This window comes from Myroides sp. DW712, assembly GCF_046557355.1.
Lineage (GTDB): Bacteria > Bacteroidota > Bacteroidia > Flavobacteriales > Flavobacteriaceae > Flavobacterium.
The window spans coordinates 203,010-223,922 of record NZ_JBKFDO010000002.1 but is presented as its reverse complement, the minus strand read 5'-3'; the positions used below and the strand labels follow the sequence as shown (position 1 = coordinate 223,922).

Here is a 20,913-nt window from a genome sequence, read left to right as displayed (position 1 = left end):
CAGCACAAACATTCCTTTTCGTCTTACCTACAAACAAAATAGGGGACCGAAGTCCCCTATTTTCAATTTTTAATACACTTTCTTACCAATAAAAAAGTTTCATTTATTCGTTATCTACTTAACGCACGAAGTGTATTTGTTTTTTTCACCATACGACCTGCATTTACCGGAAGATTTCCTTGTCCAGCTTTCGCTGAAACTGCGCCTCTAATTCCTTGAGAACTATCATTTACAAAATTCGTTGATCCATTGAAATTCATGCTAAAAGGTGCTCCTCCCATATCTGCAGCAGCAGCGTCATATCGTCCCACATACACCAAACCATTAGAAGTTGTAGCACTAAATGCAAAATCAATATTATCTTCTGCAAAACCTAATGTACTTTCACCTTGAACCACTCCTGCTAAATAAGGAACCGTATTCGTAGGGCCTGGTCTCTGATAGCTAAAATCTCCATTCCCATTATGAGTAGCAGCTGTTAAAAACATAACAATAGCGATCTTACCACCAGCTTCAGCAGCTTCCACTTGCCAAGAAGCAGCAAATACAGTCTCATTTTCATCTATAGCTACAATACCTGAAAAGAACAACGTACTTTGTGCAATATTATACGTACGTCCAAGAAAACTAAAACTATTAGCCACTACTTGCTTTTGCTTCACCGTAACATTTACCCCATTACTTTCCACACCCTCTTGAACAGCTTTTAACGCATACGTACCAACAGCATCCAACGTTACATCAAACACTCCATTTACAGAGGTCATCGCAGTAGGCATTTCATTTTTATACAAAATCGCATTCGAAACAGCTGCTCCTTGTCCGTCTTTAATTGTCAAACGGAATCTTTCATTTACATATAGTTCATTGGGATTTCCTTCTAAAGCTAAAACTAATTTTTTTTCTACTTTCTCTTTTACCGTTATAATAACTCCTTCACTTTTTTCATATCCATTCTTAAAAGCAAATGCTTTATAAGTACCTGGTGCTGAAGGGGTCCAACGATACCCAACCTGCAAACCATCAGACAACTCAATTGATGCAGTTGTAATATTAATTCCTTCTTCATCTTTCACTTCAAACTTAACTTCATCGTCAACTTCTACCTCTGTTACTCCCCCAACAACACTAATCGTTAATTTCCCTTTATCCTCAGGCCCTACAATATATCCTTCAACTACTTTAATAATCAAGGTATTACTATCTTTGTATCCTTTTTTCTTTGCCACCACTTTGAACTCGCCAAGTTCCGTAAATGTATAGGGATTTGTAACTTCCTTCCCGTCCACGTAGAAACTCACGCCTTCTTCAACCTCAACAACATCCCCATTTGCTTCTGCCATCACAGTAAATTCAACTGCTGTTCCTTGGTAGATTCCATCTTCATCAGCGTCAGAGAAAAGCGCTAATTCCTTGTTACTTCCTCCTTTGCTGTCATCGCTACTACAAGCCGTACCCAGTACCGCTAAACTAGCCATCATAAAAAATAGTAATAATTTTCTCATAAATATTTGTTTAAATTTTGTTAGTAAAATTGCCTGCGAAAGTACAAATAAATCCAATACCACCAAACAAAAATAACTTAAAAATCTGAAATACAATACAATAAATGCACGAGGCCCCTAAAAACGGTACGTGAATAAAAACAGAAAAATAGCATCCTTTTCAAATTCACTTGTTAAAAAAAGAAAACACAGCAACCCATCATAAAAAAACGGACAAACTTCTCAGTCTATCCGTCTTTCTATTTCCCTTTGATTGGTAATGAAACCAAGGAACAAACACCTTATATTTCTTTTAGATACGGCCTAATTGACGAAGTGTTTTTGTTGTTTTTTTAACACGATCTACCTTCACCGTAAGATATCTTCCTGTACCTGTAATTCCTTGCGACTCTGAATCATCGATATACTTAGTATCTCCATTATAATTTAAACTAAAGAAACTCCCTCCTATATCTAATGCACTAGCAAGATATTGTCCCGTATAATTCGTTGGACTATTGGAAACTGCTCTAAAAACAAGTTGAAGATCAGTCGTTGCTATCCCTAAAACATTGCCATTATGCATGACACCCATAGCTATAGTCACTGTATTTTCAGCATTTGGATTTTCAAAATCAAACACTCCCTCACTGCGTTGAGTAGCCGGTGTATAAAAAACCACAACGGCTGTTTTTCCATCTGCATCATAAGCTTCCACTTGCCATTCTGCTTTAAAAACTGCTGTTCTAACCTCTACGATTCCAGTATAAAATAAGGTACTCTTTATAATAGTATACGTATCCTCTTTAAATACAAACGTATTAACTGCTGCAGTCTTTTTTACCGTAATGGTCACTGTATTACTTTCTAACTCATCCACTTTAGCCTTTAATTCATACGTCCCGGCCTCAGTAAAGATTACATCAAAAACACCTTCAACAGAAACAGTAGCTAAAGCAATTCCATCTTTATATAATACCGCTTGAGAAACCCCTCTTCCTCTTTCATCTTTAATACTCATCTGCAAGGTATCATTGACAAATAAACGATCGGAATCAGAGATCAAAGCCAAAATCAGCTGTTTTTCTGGTTTTTCTTTTACGGTAACAACAATAACGTCACTTTTAGTGTAGCCTTCTTTTTTGGCAAAAAGTTCATACGTACCAGGCTCCTTAGGAATCCATTCATACCCAACATTCGTTTTATTGTCTAACACAATAGTTGCATCCTTAACAAGTGCCCCATCCTCATCTACTACCTCAAAAACTACTTTATCTTCTGCCATGACTTCCGTTACTTCTCCTACAACACGAATAGTTAACTTTTCCTCATCTATAGCTTCTTTCTCTTCCACTACTATGATGGTCAATGTATTACTATCTTTATAGCCATTTTTCTTAGCCACAACATCAAATGTTCCAAGTTCCGTAAAAGTATAAGGATTCTTTACCTCTACGTCATTAATATAAAAACTTACGTCTGTATCAATTTCAATTACTTCTTCTCCTTCTTCTGTTGTCACCGAGAACTTAACCGTTGATCCTTGAGTCACTTTACCCTGCTTGCCATCAGCAGTAAGGAATAATTCTTTTTTATTATTTTCTCCTTTACTATCATCACTACTACAAGCTAAACTAAGCACAGACAAGGTAGTCACCATTAGAAATAGTACTAGTTTTTTCATAAATATTTGTTTTAAAAATGTTATAAAAATTAACATTTTGAATTTACTAACTTTTTCCATAAAACAAACTATTTTTTAAATAAAAATAAAAACAACAATAAAAAAACTAAAAAACAAAGAATTTACTAATACAAAATCAATCCGTGATGAGGTAAACTTTCAGATTTGAACATTATATTTGTCTTTCTTATTGTTTGGTTGTACCTTGAAGATATTTGTTTTTGAGGACAAACAATGAAAAAACCCCGTCTAAAAAAGGCGGGGTTTTGTTTTTCAGGCTTTTTAGACAGCCTCATTTTTTATTTTTTACTAAACCTTTTTATCCCTAAAAAAGTCTAGTACTCTTCTTAACTACTTAACAAATGAAGTGTTCTTGTTGTTTTTTTTAACACAACCTACTTTTATCCTAGAATTTTGCTCTAAAACAAGAGCTACTTATTTGTTTACTCTCTCTTTTACTGTTACGATTAATCCTTCACTTCTTTCATACTCATCTTTAAAAGCAAATATTTTATAAGTACCTGAAGCTGATGGAGCCCAAATATACCCTATATACGTATCATCTGACAACACAATTGTTGCATTTGTAATATTTATTCCTTCTTCGTCTTTTACTTCAAAATTAGCAATACCGCCATATTCTATCTCCGTTACTCCACCTACAACACTGACAACTAATTTCCCCTTATTAATTTGCTCAATAACTTTAATAATCAGCGTATTGCTCTCTCTATATCCTTTTTTCTTAGCTACAACTTTGAATTCACCTAATTCATTAAATGTATAAGAATCTCCAACTTCGGTTCCATCAACATAATAACTAACTCCAGAATTAATCCATACAAGCCCATCTTCTTCTTCACCCATTACCGCAAAAACTACCTTTGTTCCTGGGTAGATTCCATCATAATTAGCATCAGAAGAAAGTGCCAACCTCTTGTTACCTCCATCATTGCTGTCATCGCTACTACAAGCCACACCTAGTGCCACAAAGCTAGCTATCATAAAAAATAATAATAATTTTTTCATAAATATTTGTTTAAATTTTGTTAGTAAAATTTACGAGCAAAAGTAGAAACAATTTCGACAAACACAAAAGATTAATCAAACAAAACATTAAAAGTCAGTAGTATACAAATTTTTCATCGTATATCAGCATAAAAAAAGGGAGATTATTTCTTTTAAAAGAGAAAAATTATTTCTTAACTATAAAAAAAAGCCTTACAAGAAATCTTGTAAGGCTTTTTTTGCTCCCCCTCTTGGGCTCGAACCAAGGACCCTCTGATTAACAGTCAGATGCTCTAACCAACTGAGCTAAGGAGGAAGGTATTTTATACCTACCTAAAGGTTACACGTTTAAAGCATTGCTTTGCTCCCCCTCTTGGGCTCGAACCAAGGACCCTCTGATTAACAGTCAGATGCTCTAACCAACTGAGCTAAGGAGGAAGGTGTGTTACCTTTATTGCGATGCAAATATAGTGTGTTTTCTGCTTTCTGCAAATATTTTATACAAAAAAACGTACTTTTTTCAGCTCTCTCCTTTGAGTGTAGGTAGTCCTAATCGATAACGGGTTGCTATCAAACGAATTACAAAAACAGCTGCTGCTGTAGAAATTTGGACAATAACAGCATCGAACCCTATTGATTGGAGAATATAGTAAATAAACACGCCAAAAATACAAGCTAAGGCATACCATTCTTGTCTAAAAATAGCGGGAATCTCATTAATCAAAATATCGCGAATCATTCCTCCTACCACGCCCGTAATTGTTGCCATAATAACAACCACCCAAAAGGGATAGCCCAAAGCTAGTGTCTTCTCGGTTCCCACCACAACAAACAAGCCTAATCCAATACTGTCAAACCACAAGAAAGTATTGTTTAAGCGTATTAATTTTTGCGGAAATATTATAACAAGCAAAAGCGCCACGATGGTACACCAAACATACACACTGGTCAACATCCAAAAGGGCGTTACGCCAAGGAGTAAATCACGCAATGTTCCACCTCCTGTTGCGGTAACAAAGCCAACTACAAACGCGCCAAACCAATCCACGCTCTTAGCAGAAGCAAGGCGAATTCCCGATATAGCAAAAGCAATTGTGCCAAAAAACTCAATAACATCGACAAATTCAATTGTCAACCAAAACTTTACAAAGGTGTCCATTAACTCATTCATAGACTCAACCGTATTACAGGCTATTTACTTAATTACAACCGTTTTCTTATTGACGAAAGCAAGCAAACCTTCGGCGGACATTTCCCTACCTATACCAGAAAACTTACTTCCTCCAAAAGGTACACGGGGGTCAGAAATCACCATTTCATTGATAAAAACAGCCCCATCGTCAAACAAATGAACATATTTTTTCATTTGCTCAAGGTCTTTCCCAAAAATGGAAACCCCTAATCCAAAATGCGAATCATTACTCAGGGCAATAGCTTCCTCTATCGTATCAAAACCAACGACAACCGCTAAAGGTCCGAATGTTTCTTGGATAAACACGGGCATATTAGGAGTAACATCGGTGACCACGGTAGGTTCAAACCAGTTTTTGTCTCGTTTTCCTCCACAAACAACACGGGCACCTAAGGCTACAGATTCTTTTAAGAGCGTTTCGAGTTCCATAGCGAGATCTTCTCTAGCCATGAGTCCTATTCTTGTATCGAGATTCATTAAATCGCCCTGTTTAAATTTTTTAGCTTCTTTTGCTAGGCGACGAGTAAATTCTTCCTTCAACGATTCATGAACTAAAAAGCGCTTGGCTGCGATACAACTTTGTCCCGTATTTTGAAAACGCGCATTTACTGCAACGGGGATAATTTCATCCAAATCAACTTCCTTTGTAACAATAAAAGCATTACTCCCCCCTAATTCCAATAGCACAGGTTTAATCAAACTACCCGCTTTCTGAGCAACAGCGCTTCCCGCTGGTTCACTTCCCGTGAGGGATACTCCTTTTACTGCGGCATGTGAAATAATTTCTTCTACTTCCTTTCCAGGAACTGTTAGATTGAAATACACCTGTTCAAATCCCTCTATTGCAAAACAAGATTCGAGTGCTTTAGCTGAAAATGGAACATTACTCGCATGTTTCAACAAAACGGTATTTCCGGCTAGCAACGTGGGTATGGCAAAGCGAAACACTTGCCAAAAGGGAAAGTTCCAGGGCATCACCCCTAAAATTACCCCCATCGGATCGTGAACAATATAAGTCTCAGACCAGTTGGTTTGAATATGGCGTCCCTGTAAAATTGCCTTCCCTTCTTGAATATAGTATTCAATTAATGTGGCGCATTTTTCTACTTCGGCAATAGCTTGCCCTAGAGGTTTAAACATATCCTGTGTCATCACCGCTCCATATCGCTCTTTATTCAGCAATAATTTTTCCTTTACTTTTTTAAGATATTCGATGCGATCATCAAGCGACACGCTGCGCCATCTTTCATAAGCTTCTTGTGCTTCATCTATCTTACTTTCAATTTCTTTTCTCATAGTATAGCTCTTTTATTAGCTAAATTTACAACATCATCTACACTAATCTCAATGATTCTACAAAAAAAAGATAGATTCTTTTTATTTTAGGTTCCTATCTCCCCTCCTTGAAAAAATATATCCATCACTTAAAAGTAGAAAGTCATCCTTTTCAATATAAGGCTTATCTTTGTGGAATCAAATTATACTGTCATGGATAAAAATGCAAAATTACTGACCTTCGGATTAGTGCTATTCGCCCTAAGTCTCATTTTAAAAGCCGTGCAAATCATAACGAATACAATTAGTACCATACTTATTCTACTTGGTTTCGCCTTTGTTGTAGTAGCCTTATACAATTTGGTTTTTAAACGCTTGCGCAAGAAGTAAGCGCATTTTTATTCTTTTCTACTCACTCTTCGATAAGAAAAAACACATTCTCGACGTTTGAAAAAACAAATCATAAAAAAACAGCAGTAAATGTCTATTTACTACTGTCTTTATTTTATTTCGACTTTTAATGTTCTTATTTCTTTAAAACTTTCCCTAAGTTCTCCAACATTACTTCAGTCATTGCTGCTAGATCATACTTGTGCTTCCAGTTCCAATCTTGTTGTGCACTGCTGTCATCAATACTTGCTGGCCAGCTATCTGCAATGGCTTGACGGAAATCGGGTTCATAAGCAATGGTAAAATCGGGAATATGCTTGGTAATTTCTGCCGCAATTTCTTCTGGTGTAAAAGAAATTCCGCCTAGATTGTAGGACGAGCGAATTTTAACGGCTTCTTTGGGCGCTTGCATAATACCAACCGTAGCATCTAGTGCATCATCCATATACATCATCGGCAAACCTGTTTTTTCCGATAGAAAACAGTTGTAGTGTTTATCTTCAATTGCTTTATAGAAAATATCTACAGCATAGTCTGTTGTTCCCCCTCCTGGAGGTGTTGTCCAAGAAATTAATCCAGGATAACGGATACTGCGAACATCTACACCATATTTATTGAAGTAATATTCACACCAACGTTCTCCCGTTTGTTTAGAGATTCCATATACCGTACTTGGTTCCATTACAGTATACTGAGGGGTATTTTCTCTTGGCGTTGTTGGACCAAAAACCGCAATGGAAGAGGGCCAAAATATTTTTTTAATTTTTCCTTCTTTCGCTAAGTTTAACACGTGAAACAACGAGTTCATATTCAACTCCCAAGCAAAAGCAGGATTTTTCTCTGCTGTTGCAGAAAGCAAGGCAGCCATTAAATAGACTTCTTCTACTTGATGTTTTTCAATCACCTGAGCAACGGCATCAAACTCCATTGCATTGACGATTTCAAAAGGTCCTGAACGCATTAATGCTTCATTTCCCTCACGAATATCTGAAGCGATAACTTGTTCATTTCCATAGATACCACGCAACTTTAACGTCAGTTCAGAGCCAATTTGTCCACAAGCTCCAATAATTAATATTTTGGTTCCCATTTGTTTTGTATTTAGTGCCACAAATATAGCCGTTGCTAGACAATAAATCAATGTAAAAAGGGACAATTCTACAAGAGAATAAATAAAATAGTCCTGTATCACGCTCTAAATTGGTTGAAATTCGCTATGGTTTATCGCAAAGCAAGTCAAATAAATACAATAACATTCGTAAATTTGAGGTTTGAAATTCAAGCATATGAAAAATAGTTGGACAATTATCCTGTTGATCCTTAGTTTGCATCTTACTTCTTGTAAAAAAGAAGTGGACCAAAATGCCCTAGAACAAACCAAACTACAACAGTACAACGATAGTATTTTTAGCCATTTAATGAAGGAGTGGAAATTCAAAATTCCCAAACCATCCAAAGAGCTTAATCCTATTCTTGAGGATTGGAAAGCTTGGACAACGCTAATTAATGAACTAAAATTGCGCCCTGTATCAACGATTGGCGCCTTTCAAAAAAAGGCCGTTACCCTAAGTGAAGTTGCCGAAAACCTAACGTATATGGGATATCCGAGCCAACTCGATTCACCTGATATACGGATTCGATATTCTACTTTGTTGACTGCCTTCCAGAATTTGGATATGTATATTCATCTAAATCCCATTGATGTCGAAAAAGTCGATTATTGGTTGGACAATATTCAAATTAGTTTGGATGATATTGTCCGCATGATGGACGAAAACTTAGTGCGTCAAAACTACGTTAAAGAAGCAGGAGAAGAGGAGATGTTGGAAGAAATGGAAGAATTAAGAAATGAGGCGCGCCGAGCGAATCCCGAAGAAGTAGAATAAACTATGGAAGTAAAGCAATATTTTAATGAGGCTGTACAAACGCAACAGGTTGTACACGATTTATTAAATAGTCGTCAACCTATCCTTTTCAAAGGGCTAATTGGATCCGCACTTTCTTTTCAATTTGAGAGTCTATTTCGACAGACGGAACTGCCTTTTTTATTTATTTTTAATGACAAAGAAGAAGCCGCTTATTACCTCAATGACTTAGAGCACTTTATCAACAAGCAAGATGTGCTCTTCTATCCTGGATCATACCGCCGTCCCTATCAAATTGAAGAGACGGACAATGCGAACGTCTTGTTACGTGCTGAAGTATTGAACCGCATTAGCTCTCGTAAGAAACCCGCGATTATCGTTTCCTATGCTGAAGCTATTTTTGAAAAGGTGGTGACTAAAAAAGTACTGGAAAAGAACACCTTAAAAGTGCATGTGGGAGACCAGTTATCGATTGATTTTGTCAATGAAACGTTGTTTGAGTACAATTTTAAACGCGTAGATTTTGTTGCTGAACCGGGGGAATTTTCTGTACGTGGAGGAATTATTGATGTATTTTCTTTTTCTAATGATAACCCCTATCGCCTTGAATTTTTCGGAGAGGAAATTGACAGTATCCGAACCTTTGATGTGGAAACGCAATTATCAGTCGATAAGCAAAAGAAAATAACTATTATTCCCAATGTAGAAAACAAATTTACAGCGGAAAACAGGGAAAGTTTTTTGGAGTATATTCCCGAAAAAACGGTAATTTTTGCACAAAACACAGCTTTTATTGTCGATCAATTGAATCACAATTTTGAAAAAGCCCAAACTATTTTTGAGAAATTAAACAAGGAGCTCAAATACTCTAATCCCAACGAAATGTTCTTGCGAGGCGATGTATTTTTGCACCAAGCAGAACGCTTTAATTATATTGAGCTAACGGATAGTCAATACATTGTACCAAAAAAGGAATATGTATTTCACACCAAACCTCAACCATCATTTAACAAGCAATTTGATTTACTCGTTCGCAATTTGAACGACAACTCCGATAATGGGTATACGAATTATCTATTCTGTGCCAACGAAAATCAAGCGCGTCGATTCAAAGACATTTTTGATGCCATGCGTGATGAGCATCAACAGCAAGTGGTTCAGCAATATAAAACGATTGTCACACCTATTTATCAAGGGTTTATCGATGAAGAGAAACAAATTGCTTGTTATACGGATCACCAGATTTTTGAGCGATACCACAAGTTTTCCCTCAAAAATGGCTACACCAAAAAACAAACCATCACGCTAAAAGAGATTAATTCTTTAACTGTTGGTGATTATGTCACCCATATTGATCACGGCATTGGAAAATTTGGTGGACTACAAAAAATACAAGTAGAAGGAAAAACGCAAGAGGCGATTAAGCTAGTCTATGCGGATAATGACATTGTTTATGTCAGCATCCACTCCCTCCACAAGATTGCCAAATACAACGGTAAAGATGGAGCTATACCTAAAATTCACAAATTAGGTTCCTCTGCATGGAAGAATTTAAAAACCAAGACAAAGGCACGTGTCAAACACATTGCCTTTAATTTGATTCAATTATACGCCAAAAGGCGAACACAAAAAGGATTTGCTTGTGCTTCTGATAGCTACTTGCAACACGAATTAGAGAGTTCCTTTATTTATGAGGATACACCCGATCAATTCAAAGCAACACAGGAAGTAAAAGCAGATATGGAGCTTGATCGTCCCATGGATCGCTTGGTATGTGGAGACGTAGGATTCGGAAAAACGGAGGTTGCGATTCGCGCGGCTTTCAAAATGGTAGACAATGGCAAACAAGTTGCCATCTTAGTTCCCACGACCATCTTGGCTTTTCAGCATTTTAAAACATTTTCCGAGCGGTTGAAAGATATGCCCGTTCGCGTGAGTTACATCAATCGCTTCCGAACCGCCAAACAAAAGAGTGAGATTTTACGCGATTTAGAGGCTGGCCAGATTGATATTCTCATTGGAACCCATCAGTTGGTAAATAAGAATGTGATATTCAAAGACCTGGGCCTCTTAATCATTGATGAAGAGCAGAAATTTGGAGTTGCTGTGAAGGATAAATTAAAGACAATTTCAGAAAATGTAGATACGCTAACCCTAACCGCGACACCGATTCCGAGAACCTTGCAATTTTCGTTGATGGCTGCGCGAGATTTGTCAGTCATTACGACACCTCCACCAAATCGATATCCTATTGAAACGAGTGTGGTTGGATTTAATGAGGAGATAATACGCGATGCGGTAGCTTACGAACTAGAACGCGGTGGTCAGGTGTATTTCATCAACAACCGCATTGAGAATATTCGCGAAGTTGCGGGAATGATTCAGCGCTTAGTACCCGATGCAAAAGTTGGGGTTGGTCATGGTCAAATGGATGGTAAAAAACTCGAAGAGCTCATGTTGGCCTTTATGGATGGGGAATTTGATGTATTGGTTGCCACGACGATTATCGAGAGTGGTTTGGATGTTCCCAATGCCAATACGATTCTCATCAACAATGCCAATAACTTTGGGTTGTCGGATTTACACCAAATGCGCGGTCGCGTAGGGCGCAGCAATAAAAAAGCCTTTTGTTATTTTATTTGTCCTCCTTACTCCGCTATGACAGAAGAGGCGCGTAAACGCATCCAAGCGCTGGAGCAATTTAGTGACTTAGGCAGTGGATTTAATATCGCGATGAAAGATTTAGAAATCCGTGGTGCTGGAGATATCTTAGGAGGTGAACAAAGTGGATTCATCAATGAGATTGGCTTTGAAACCTACCAAAAAATCATGCAGGAGGCCATTGAAGAGTTAAAAGAAAATGAATTCAAGGATTTATACCTCGAAGAGCAAAAAGAAGAAAACAAAGTATTCGTTCGCGATTGTCAAATCGATACGGATTTTGAAATTTTATTTCCCGATGAATACGTCAATAATATTACGGAGCGCTTGAACTTGTATAACGAGTTGAGCACAATTACCACCGAAGCGGTATTACAAGAATACGAACAACGCTTGATTGACCGTTTTGGTCCCCTTCCAAGGCAAGCAATTGCCCTTTTAGATAGCTTGCGCATCAAATGGCATGCAAGTAACCTGGGAATAGAAAAAGTGATTTTAAAGCAAGGAAAAATGGTATGCTATTTTATCGGGGATCAAAAATCAGGATTCTATTCGTCACCAAAATTTAGACAGGTCTTGACTTTTGTTCAACAGAGCTCCCACTTGTGTAAAATGCGCGAAAAAGAAACGAAAAATGGCTTACGCCTTATGCTTTCTTTTGATCAAGTAAAATCAGTGAAAAAAGCATTAGAGTATTTAGCTGGAATCGATATGATGGAAACGGGGAAAGGAAGATAGGCTATTTTTTGGCTTTTGGCTTTTGTTATTTGGCTTTCGTGAAAACCGTTAACTATAAAAAAAGCCAGCTCGATGAGCTGGCTTTTTTTATTAATATCCGAATAAATCCTCTAAGGTTAATTCTTTGATTGTTCCGAATTTTTTCACGGCTTCCCAATCTAAGTTTTCTTTCTTCCCTAAAAGACCTACGTTAAACGTTTTCCCTTTTACGTGTTGGTTAAAGAAATTCACGAGATCAGACAGTTGCATTGTTTGCGTTTGTTTGTAAATATCTTTGTTGATATCGTAGTTAATTCCTCTTTCTTGTAGACTTAACCAATAGTAGAAAATTTGCGCTTTGGTATAACGTTGAGCTGCAATGTTTTTCAAGGCTGAATTCTTTGCATTTTCAAACTGGTTTTGTGCTTGTGGCATATCGTTCATCAATTCCATCATTGCATCAACCGCTTGTGGCAATTTATTTGCTTGTGTTCCCACATAAGCCATTACGTAGTTGTATTTATCTGATTTTCCAGCATTTGCATACGCGGCATAAGCCGAATACGCCAATGATTTAGATTCTCTAATTTCTTGGAAAACCACAGAAGCCATTCCTCCACCAAAGTAGCTATTGAATACGCTTGAAGTTGCTAATAAGTTTTTATCAAACTTAGATTCTCTACCACGGTATGAAATTTCTGCTTGTACCATGTCATAAGGAGCAAAATAAACCGTTCCGTCTGTAGCAGGTTCAGCATATACTCGTTTCACAGGTGTTACCTTTCCTTTTCCTAAGTTATGATTGGCAACAATGGCTTTTTTCACTGTCGCTAAATCATTTCCGTAGTAGAATACTTCTTGATTATAATCAAAGAAATTGTGCAATAATCCTACTAATTCTGTTGGTTTAATTGCTTTTAATTCTGTTTCACTCAAGATGTCTTTGAATCGACTCAACTGATTTCCAGACATAATATAACTATTCAAAGCACGTTGGATTCCTCCTTTACTAGACTTTGCATCAAAACGAGCTTTTAAAATTTGATCTACTAAATTGTCATACGACTCTTGATCTGCTTTTGCATCAGTCAATAGGTGCTCTAACAATTTAATTCCTGCAGGTATATTTTCCTTTAATCCAGATAAGCTGATATAGGATTTATCTACTCCCGTATTCAAGGCATAATCCACACCTAATTTGTAGAATTCTTTGCGAATATCAGCTGGTGAATATTTATTCGTTCCGATATAATCTAGATATTCTAACGCTAAGCTTAATTTTTTATCATGATCTGATCCAACTGGCGTGATATATGTAACTGTTGCTAAATCATTAGTTACATTTTCAATGCTGTACAACGTTGTTTTGATTTTTCCGATCGTTTCTTTCTTTAACGCTTTGTTGAAATCAATGAATTCTGGTTGGATATCTTTTACCGCTACTTTATTTAGTGCTTTATAGAATTCTGATTCACTATCTCTATTTAAATCAATAGGTGTAATTCCTGGATTTTCAACGCGAACTAAATCTTTATTCTCTCCTTGGCGTTTGTACACAATGGCATAATTGTCTTGGTAGTTTGCCTTAACAAAGTTTACAATATCTGCCTTTGTGATTTTTTCCATACGGTCAATTTCACTCACGGCTTCTTCCCAGGTTCTACCTTGGATAAATGCTTGATACATTTCTGTAGCCATAGCATCAGAATCTTCCAAGGCCTTCATTGAATTCTTTTTCAATTCATTAATTACCGCTTGTAACAACCACTCATCAAATTCACCTTTTTTCAGCTTTTCAATTTGCTCTAGCATAATATCTCTTACCTCTTCTAAGGTTTGTCCTTCATTTGGCATTCCTGTCAATTCGTGAACCGAGTAATCTTTCATAATCATCGATGAACTACCCGCATACAATGCTCTTTGTTTTTGGTTGATGTCTAAGTCGATCAATCCCGCTTGACCGTTGCTCAACAACATATCAATCATGGTGATGTACAACGCATCTTGTGTTTTTGCCCCTCCTACACGGAAGCCCATTTCCACGCGCTCTGCTTGTGGACTAAATACCTCAGCCGATTTAATTCCTTGAATCGGTTGTTCTACCGCAACATATTCTTTCGGTTGAACGCCTTTTTTCATCGCACCGAAATACTTATTTACCATTTGAATCGTCTCATCAAACTGGATATCTCCCACTAAAACAACCGCAATATTATTTGGCACATAATATTGATCAAAATAGTTGTGAATAGCCACCATGGATGGGTTTTTCAAGTGCTCTGAGGTACCGATAGTCGTTTGTGTTCCATAGTGTGAAGCAGGGAACAACAAAGCCATCATCTTCTCGTGAGAAGCCCAAAAATCATTATCTTGACCGCGGTTAAATTCTTCATATACCGCCTCTAATTCCGTATGAAATAAACGCAACACCAATTGAGAAAAACGCTCCTTTTCAATCATTAAGAATTTTTCTAACTCATTCGATGGAATTACGTTTTTATATACCGTTTCATCAAACCAGGTGTGTGCATTGGTTCCCGTTGCTCCAATTGAAGCTACAGATTTATCATATTCATTCGCTACAGCATATTGAGACGCTTCTTTCGAAATTTCATCAATGCGTTTGTAGATTTCCTTTTTCTTTTCCGGATTTGTTTCATTTTTATGTTGCTCATACAAGTCTGATATTTGTTTAATCAGCACTTGTTCTACTTCCCAATTAACGGTTCCCAATTTAGACGTTCCCTTAAACAACATATGTTCAAGGTAATGTGCTAACCCTGTACTGTCTTCTGGGTCATTATTTGAACCTGTACGGACAGGGATATAGGTTTGAATTCTTGGCTCATCTTGATTTTGAGCTAAGTAAACTTTCAGTCCATTATTTAACGTGTAAATTCTCGCTTTTGCTGGATCATTTTCTACGTACTCATACGTAAATCCGTTAGCATCTGTTTTTGTAAGCGTTTTATACTGAGCGTGTAATACACTACTCATTGAAAATATAAAACCAAACAATAGGTATCTTTTTTTCATAAATAGTAATTTGTCAGCCCAAAGCTAAACATAATTCTTCGTTCTCCTGCAAAAATAGTATACGGTAAAAAAAGAAAATGCCTCTAGTTTCGTACTAAAGGCATTTTCAATATTATTTCTGTTCAATTGCTTCTTGAATTGGCGTTCCAATGTTACCATTTGGAAATTCAATTTTCAGGATTTGAGCAATGGTGGGCGCAATATCCGTCATATGGGTTTGACGGGTCGTTTTACCTGGTTTTACTCCCCATCCTAAAAAGACAGCTGGAATATGAGCATCATACGAATTCCAACTTCCATGTGTGGTTCCTTTTCCGTCTTTCGATCCACTAAACCACTGCGGTTCTAAAATAATTTGAATTGCTCCGCTGCGTTTATAGTTATATCCATTGACAATGCGCTCTCGTAAGATAGCAGGAATCGCTGCAGAAGCTGCTTTATTCATATCCACTACAAAAGCCACACCGTCTACTTTTTTCAGCCATTGGATGGCCGCTTCAATCACCTCATCTTCTTCTACGTTGTTGGCCTTAATCGCCTCGTAGTTTAAATGTACTTGATAATTCGCTAAGCTTTTTACCAGATCGGCTATACCAAACTTTTCCTGTAATTGTTCATTCAAATTTTGGCGAACTATTCTCGTCTCAAAATAGCCCGAATTCCCTTTTTGATCTGCAAAGAACTTTGGATTGTGTGCTGCTCCATGATCTGCACTTAGAAATAAGGTATAATTTCCTTTTCCAATATGTTGATCTAAATAGGTTAAGAAATCAGCGATATCGCGGTCTAAACGCAAATAGGTGTCTTCAATTTCAATTGAGTTAATTGCAAATTGATGGCCAATATAATCCGTTGAGGATAAACTAATCGCTAGAAAATCCGTTACGTTTAAAGGATTATTTCCCAATTGTTCACTTTCAATCGCGCGTTTTGCAAAATCAAGTGTTAGTGTATTTCCTTGCGGTGTACTCTTAATCAATTCATACCCATTTTCTTTTTTTAGCTTCACGAGATCACGTGGGAAGATTGGCGTTTTTTCTCCCTTGAAGGTTTCTTCATACAGATTATCATCTGCTGTACTCAATACATAGGTATCGATAGGGTATAGCGTTTTCCACCCTTGTTTATAATATTGATCCACTAGCTTTTCTTTGTTGAATCCCTTTACCCATTTTGGTAAATCCTTCATATAATACGTACTTGTAATCCAATCACCTGTTTGACCGTCTAACCAATAAGCCGCATTGGCAAAATGCCCAGCCGGAAGGATTCCTCCTCTATCTTTGATGGCAATTCCAATAACTTTCGATTGAAAATTAGTCGCTAATTTCAACTGATCCGTCACGGTAGAAACCAATAAGTTCTTTGGTGATTGTTGGCCTACTTTTCCCTCTCCACCAACAGCTTGTACACTGTCATCTTGGGTACAGTACATATTTTGTCCTGTGGCTTGAATGATAAAATCATTTCCTGCAATTCCGTGTATGGCAGGGACACTTCCTGTATAGATAGTACTGTGTCCAATAGCAGTATAGGTAGGTACATAATCAATTAAGGTATTTTCACTAGAAAATCCTTCATTTAATAGCCGTTTAAATCCATTTTCACTGTATCGATCGTAATAACGATATAAATAATCCCAGCGCATTTGATCTACAACAAGCCCCACCACTAATTTAGGTTTCTCTAATTTCTCACTCGCTAGCACAGCAAAGGAAAACAAGCTGCACAACGCTGTAATGACTATTGATCTACTATTCATCTTTTCTTTATTTGGGTGTTATTTAAGTATTTAATAAGGATTAACAAAGCTATTAAAGACATTCTACATAGAAAACATCTGGCATCATAAAGTTTGTTAGCATATTGAACGACTTCAAAAAATCATTTTGACAAATAAAGACCTTTTGCCCTAATTTCATATTATCTAAATATTAAATATCAATAATACAGGAGATAAATTAAATATCTTCTTGTTTTACACGCTTGCAATTCCTCTTACCCTTTTCTCGCAGAATTCCTATCTTTGTATCTTCTCAACCCATCAATTTCATTCCTTTTATTATGGATATTGACCAAATTCTAACGACGATTTACCCGCTACCTGAGCCCTCACTGACTGCACTAAAGCAGTTGTGTCATAAATTACATCTACCCAAAGGGCATATTATCTTGCAAGCCGATCGCATTGAGCACAATATCTACTTCATCAAACAAGGAGTCGTTCGCGCTTTTTCGTCTCATGAGGAGGGAGAGATTACCTTTTGGTTTGGGGAAGAAGGGAGTACGATTCTATCAATGAACAATTATGTTGAAAATCGAAAAAGCTATGAAAGTATTGAACTTTTAGTGGATTGTGAACTCTATCAGGTAAATGTTCACGAACTTGGAGCTTATTACCTCACCGATATTCACATTGCCAATTTTGGACGAAAATTAGCAGAAAAGGAATTAATGCGGGTAGAAAGACGAATTATCTCTCGGGATTTACTTTCTGCCACCGAACGCTATAAGGATCTAATCACCAACTATCCCACGATTATTCAGCGCGTGCCGCTCAAACACATTGCTTCTTATTTAGGGATTACCCAAGTGAGTTTAAGCCGCATTCGCAAAGATGTATAAGAAGCGTTAAAGTTCGATTCTCTTATACTTGTAGCTAAATCTTTACTTATCTTTAAGCTCATTCTAACAACACGCCATGAATAAACTTAAAGTTGTTGCATTTGATGCAGACGATACCCTATGGATTAATGAGCCCTATTTCAAAGAAGCTGAACAACAGTTTTGTATTTTGTTAGAGGATTACTTAACTCATCAAAGTATTTCTCAAATTCTTTTTAAAACACAGATAGATAATTTACCACTTTATGGCTACGGAATCAAAGGGTTTACTCTATCGATGATTGAAGCAGCTGAAATTATATCCAAGGGAACACTCAACATAAAAATCATTGATAAAATTGTCAAAATAGGAAAAGAATTACTAACCAAACCGGTCGAATTGATTGACGATGTAGAGGCAATCCTTCAAGAATTACAAGGCAAATACCGCTTAGTCGTGGCGACAAAAGGTGATTTAAAAGATCAACACCGCAAACTCCACAAATCAGGGTTAGGATCCTATTTCCATCACATTGAGGTCATGACAGACAAGGAAAAAATCGATTATGAAAAATTGCTTAAACGCTTAGATGTACAACCAGAAGAATTTATCATGATTGGCAATTCCCTGCGTTCAGATGTTTTGCCCGTTTTAGAACTAGGTGCTTATGCGGTACATGTGCCTTTTCATACGACTTGGCTACATGAACACATTGATCATGCAGTAGTACATGAAAATTTCACATCGATTAAGAAATTGTCAGAAATAAAGGAATTGTTGTGAGGGTTTGGTGAGGGTTTAGTGAGGTTGGGTGAGGGTTGGTGAGGGTTGGTGAGGGTTGGGTGAGGATTGGGTGAGAATTGGTGAGAAATCGTAGGGGGTGGATGGCAATCCGCCCTGTTATTGAGAATCGGTGAGGATTAAACAAAATCAAGTAACAAAAAACAGAAAAAGGAAACCGTTACGGTCTCCTTTTTCTGTTTCATAAGCAATTTTATTTTTCATTAAAAACGGTATCCTACATAAACACCAAAATTCTGATTGTATATTTTGAGGTCATTTGCTCCTGTATTTTCTTCGACACCAAAGGTATTGGAGTTGTCGAAAATAGAGGCAAATCCACGGGTATATTGCGCCCCTAAGATTAAACCAAATTTGAACTGGTACTCAATCCCTGCTGTAAACCCATAATCCATTTTTTGTAGGTATTTACTATCTTCTTGATCATCTTCTGTTGAACCAAAAATACCGTGATCTTTATAGGTTTTTCCATTTTCATCAACAGAAGTAATGGAAGAGTACAACAACATATTGATATAAGGTCCTGCGTAAACCTGCAATCCTCCAACTTTAAACGTTGGACTGATTGGATTCAATCGCAAGCTGTGCATTTCTAACGTTGCATTAAACGTATGATCCTCTAATTCGCGTTTGAAATCTGCACCATAGTTTTGGTAAAACAATTCATGCTTCAATCCGAAATACGTTCCGATACTGTTATCGACACTAATCCCTGCAAAGAAATTATTGCGATGGTCTATTTTTCCATCTACGGCTAATTCACTTACGTCATCGCCTTTTAAAGTAGATTGCAACCAACCTGCTTTTATGCTAAACGATGTTCTGCCTTTTAAATCATCCTTGAAATCCTGTGCTTTCACAGAAAGCCCAGTTAATACTAGTAAACTGAATATAATGTGTTTCATGCTGCGCTTCTTAAAAATCAATATCCCAAATTCCAACGGCCTTCTCTAGCTCCACTAACGATTCAGCATAACCAAATAAGGTTTCTGCATACGCTTGTTGTGTTTCATTATAAGTACGCTGTGCATCTAACACTTCCAACAAGCTACTTGCCCCTCGTTGGTAGCTGTACTTAATTCCTTCAAATACTTGTTTCGCCTCTTCTAACATCCCATTTTCAAAGCGTTGGATTTGCTTTTGCTTAGTTAAATAATTGCGATAAGCCTGCGTAATTTCCTTTTCTAGTTCCAGCTCCACCATCTCATATTCCAATTCAGCTTGTCTTTCTTCGTATAATGCCGTTTTCAATCCAGCATCACGTCGATTCGAGAATTTTAAAGGCACTGAAATTCCTGCTTTTACTACCGTATTTCCTGGTGTAGGTGCCACTGCATTTTTTACAAAGGAATTGTTCTCTACTCCTACATTTAATCCTAGATCAATGACGCGTTCTGCACGAGCCAAGGCTACTTGACGCCCCGCTACTACTTTATTTTGCTGTGCAACTAAGAAGTCGGCGCGATTATTCTGTGCAGTTACAATTAAATCTTCCAAGGCAAACAAACGCACAAATTGACTAAAATCACCTTGAGGGAGATAAACCGAATCAATGCGACGAGCACTAATAATATTGCGCACTTCCATCAAACTATTTTCCCAGGCGTCATCCGCATCTTGCAGATCATTCAACATGGACTTGGCTTCCAACTTACTTTGGATCGCATCAACTTTGCTAATTTGCCCTAGTGAATAGCGAATACTATCCGATTGAGCTACTTGTAACATGGATGCATAGGAATCTCGTTGGATATCATACAGCATTTTATTTTGCATGGCTTCAAGGAAAGTCACCGTAGATTCTGCTCGTAGGGTGTGAAAAAACTCTTGCAATTCTAACTCTGCCAATACTTTTTGATCGTATGCTAAATTTTTTCTTGCTTTTCGTTTTCCTCCAAGCTCTAAGTCCCAAGATAATTCTGCTTCAAATCCATACCCCATCTGCATGCGCTTCTGTTGGTTATCCGCCCAACCAAAACTCAACTCTGGATCTGGGAAAGCTTTGGCTGCCTGTACTTCCGCCTCTGCAATGTTAATATTGTATTTTTCAGCTGCATAGCTCAAGTTGTTTGTTATCATTTTCGATAGAAACTCCTTGTAGGTCAATGGACTCTTGTTTGGGGCTTGCTCTGTATGTCCTTCTTGTGCATACAAAGTAGATCCACCAACGAGAACCATCATACTTATATATTTTT

Annotated in this window: 15 protein-coding genes and 2 tRNA genes; 5 read left to right on the top strand and 12 right to left on the bottom strand. The window is 37.3% G+C overall.

The window, feature by feature from the left end; translation table 11 throughout:
• Window positions 1-110: 110 nt before the first annotated feature.
• The 7 genes from ACLJX0_RS02530 to ACLJX0_RS02500 all read right to left on the bottom strand — a co-directional run bounded on the left by ACLJX0_RS02530 (window position 111) and on the right by ACLJX0_RS02500 (window position 6,664).
• Window positions 111-1,505, bottom strand: a complete 1,395-nt coding sequence (locus ACLJX0_RS02530) for a hypothetical protein (protein WP_410878106.1) — start codon at window positions 1,503-1,505, stop codon at window positions 111-113.
• A 292-nt stretch (window positions 1,506-1,797) separates the two neighbouring features.
• Complete coding sequence (locus tag ACLJX0_RS02525; RefSeq protein WP_410878104.1) at window positions 1,798-3,168, bottom strand: hypothetical protein; 1,371 nt, start codon at window positions 3,166-3,168, stop codon at window positions 1,798-1,800.
• Between the two features lie 435 nt (window positions 3,169-3,603).
• Window positions 3,604-4,197 (bottom strand): hypothetical protein, encoded by a 594-nt coding sequence (locus ACLJX0_RS02520; RefSeq protein WP_410878102.1) that lies wholly within the window; start codon window positions 4,195-4,197, stop codon window positions 3,604-3,606.
• Window positions 4,198-4,418: 221 nt separating this feature from the next.
• Window positions 4,419-4,492, bottom strand: a tRNA-Asn gene (locus tag ACLJX0_RS02515).
• A 48-nt stretch (window positions 4,493-4,540) separates the two neighbouring features.
• A tRNA-Asn gene (locus ACLJX0_RS02510) sits at window positions 4,541-4,614 on the bottom strand.
• A gap of 82 nt (window positions 4,615-4,696) precedes the next feature.
• Complete coding sequence (locus ACLJX0_RS02505) at window positions 4,697-5,347, bottom strand: trimeric intracellular cation channel family protein (RefSeq protein WP_410878100.1); 651 nt, start codon at window positions 5,345-5,347, stop codon at window positions 4,697-4,699.
• 24 nt (window positions 5,348-5,371) lie between these two features.
• Window positions 5,372-6,664, bottom strand: a complete 1,293-nt coding sequence (locus tag ACLJX0_RS02500; RefSeq protein ID WP_410878098.1) for an aldehyde dehydrogenase family protein — start codon at window positions 6,662-6,664, stop codon at window positions 5,372-5,374.
• A gap of 192 nt (window positions 6,665-6,856) precedes the next feature.
• On the opposite strand from ACLJX0_RS02500, the gene ACLJX0_RS02495 reads away from it, so the two are divergent.
• Window positions 6,857-7,033: a hypothetical protein gene (locus ACLJX0_RS02495; protein ID WP_410878096.1), complete on the top strand. Its 177-nt coding sequence runs from the start codon at window positions 6,857-6,859 to the stop codon at window positions 7,031-7,033.
• Between the two features lie 136 nt (window positions 7,034-7,169).
• On the opposite strand, the gene ACLJX0_RS02490 is transcribed toward ACLJX0_RS02495, so the two are convergent.
• A complete protein-coding gene (locus ACLJX0_RS02490) occupies window positions 7,170-8,123 on the bottom strand; it encodes an NAD-dependent epimerase/dehydratase family protein (protein WP_410878094.1) in 954 nt (317 codons plus the stop codon).
• A 196-nt stretch (window positions 8,124-8,319) separates the two neighbouring features.
• On the opposite strand from ACLJX0_RS02490, the gene ACLJX0_RS02485 reads away from it, so the two are divergent.
• Both ACLJX0_RS02485 and mfd read left to right on the top strand, forming a co-directional pair.
• A complete protein-coding gene (locus ACLJX0_RS02485) occupies window positions 8,320-8,919 on the top strand; it encodes a hypothetical protein (protein WP_410878092.1) in 600 nt (199 codons plus the stop codon).
• Between the two features lie 3 nt (window positions 8,920-8,922).
• Window positions 8,923-12,297, top strand: a complete 3,375-nt coding sequence (gene mfd / locus ACLJX0_RS02480) for a transcription-repair coupling factor (RefSeq protein WP_410878090.1) — start codon at window positions 8,923-8,925, stop codon at window positions 12,295-12,297.
• Between the two features lie 90 nt (window positions 12,298-12,387).
• Here mfd and ACLJX0_RS02475 read toward each other — a convergent pair whose 3' ends face one another.
• Window positions 12,388-15,312: a M16 family metallopeptidase gene (locus tag ACLJX0_RS02475; protein ID WP_410878088.1), complete on the bottom strand. Its 2,925-nt coding sequence runs from the start codon at window positions 15,310-15,312 to the stop codon at window positions 12,388-12,390.
• Between the two features lie 112 nt (window positions 15,313-15,424).
• Window positions 15,425-17,074 carry an alkaline phosphatase PafA gene (gene pafA / locus ACLJX0_RS02470; protein ID WP_410878087.1) on the bottom strand — a complete coding sequence of 550 codons (1,650 nt, stop codon included), beginning with the start codon at window positions 17,072-17,074 and terminating at the stop codon, window positions 15,425-15,427.
• Window positions 17,075-17,376: 302 nt separating this feature from the next.
• Between pafA and ACLJX0_RS02465 the strand changes: the two genes are divergently transcribed.
• Complete coding sequence (locus ACLJX0_RS02465) at window positions 17,377-17,937, top strand: Crp/Fnr family transcriptional regulator (protein ID WP_410878085.1); 561 nt, start codon at window positions 17,377-17,379, stop codon at window positions 17,935-17,937.
• Window positions 17,938-18,013: 76 nt separating this feature from the next.
• Window positions 18,014-18,700: an HAD family hydrolase gene (locus ACLJX0_RS02460; RefSeq protein WP_410878083.1), complete on the top strand. Its 687-nt coding sequence runs from the start codon at window positions 18,014-18,016 to the stop codon at window positions 18,698-18,700.
• A gap of 221 nt (window positions 18,701-18,921) precedes the next feature.
• On the opposite strand, the gene ACLJX0_RS02455 is transcribed toward ACLJX0_RS02460, so the two are convergent.
• Together ACLJX0_RS02455 and ACLJX0_RS02450 are read right to left on the bottom strand one after the other, a co-directional pair.
• The gene (locus tag ACLJX0_RS02455; RefSeq protein WP_410878081.1) at window positions 18,922-19,623 is read right to left on the bottom strand and encodes an outer membrane beta-barrel protein; all 702 of its coding nucleotides are present in this window, start codon (window positions 19,621-19,623) and stop codon (window positions 18,922-18,924) included.
• Between the two features lie 10 nt (window positions 19,624-19,633).
• Window positions 19,634-20,899 carry a TolC family protein gene (locus ACLJX0_RS02450; RefSeq protein ID WP_410878079.1) on the bottom strand — a complete coding sequence of 422 codons (1,266 nt, stop codon included), beginning with the start codon at window positions 20,897-20,899 and terminating at the stop codon, window positions 19,634-19,636.
• Between the last annotated feature and the right edge of the window lie 14 nt (window positions 20,900-20,913).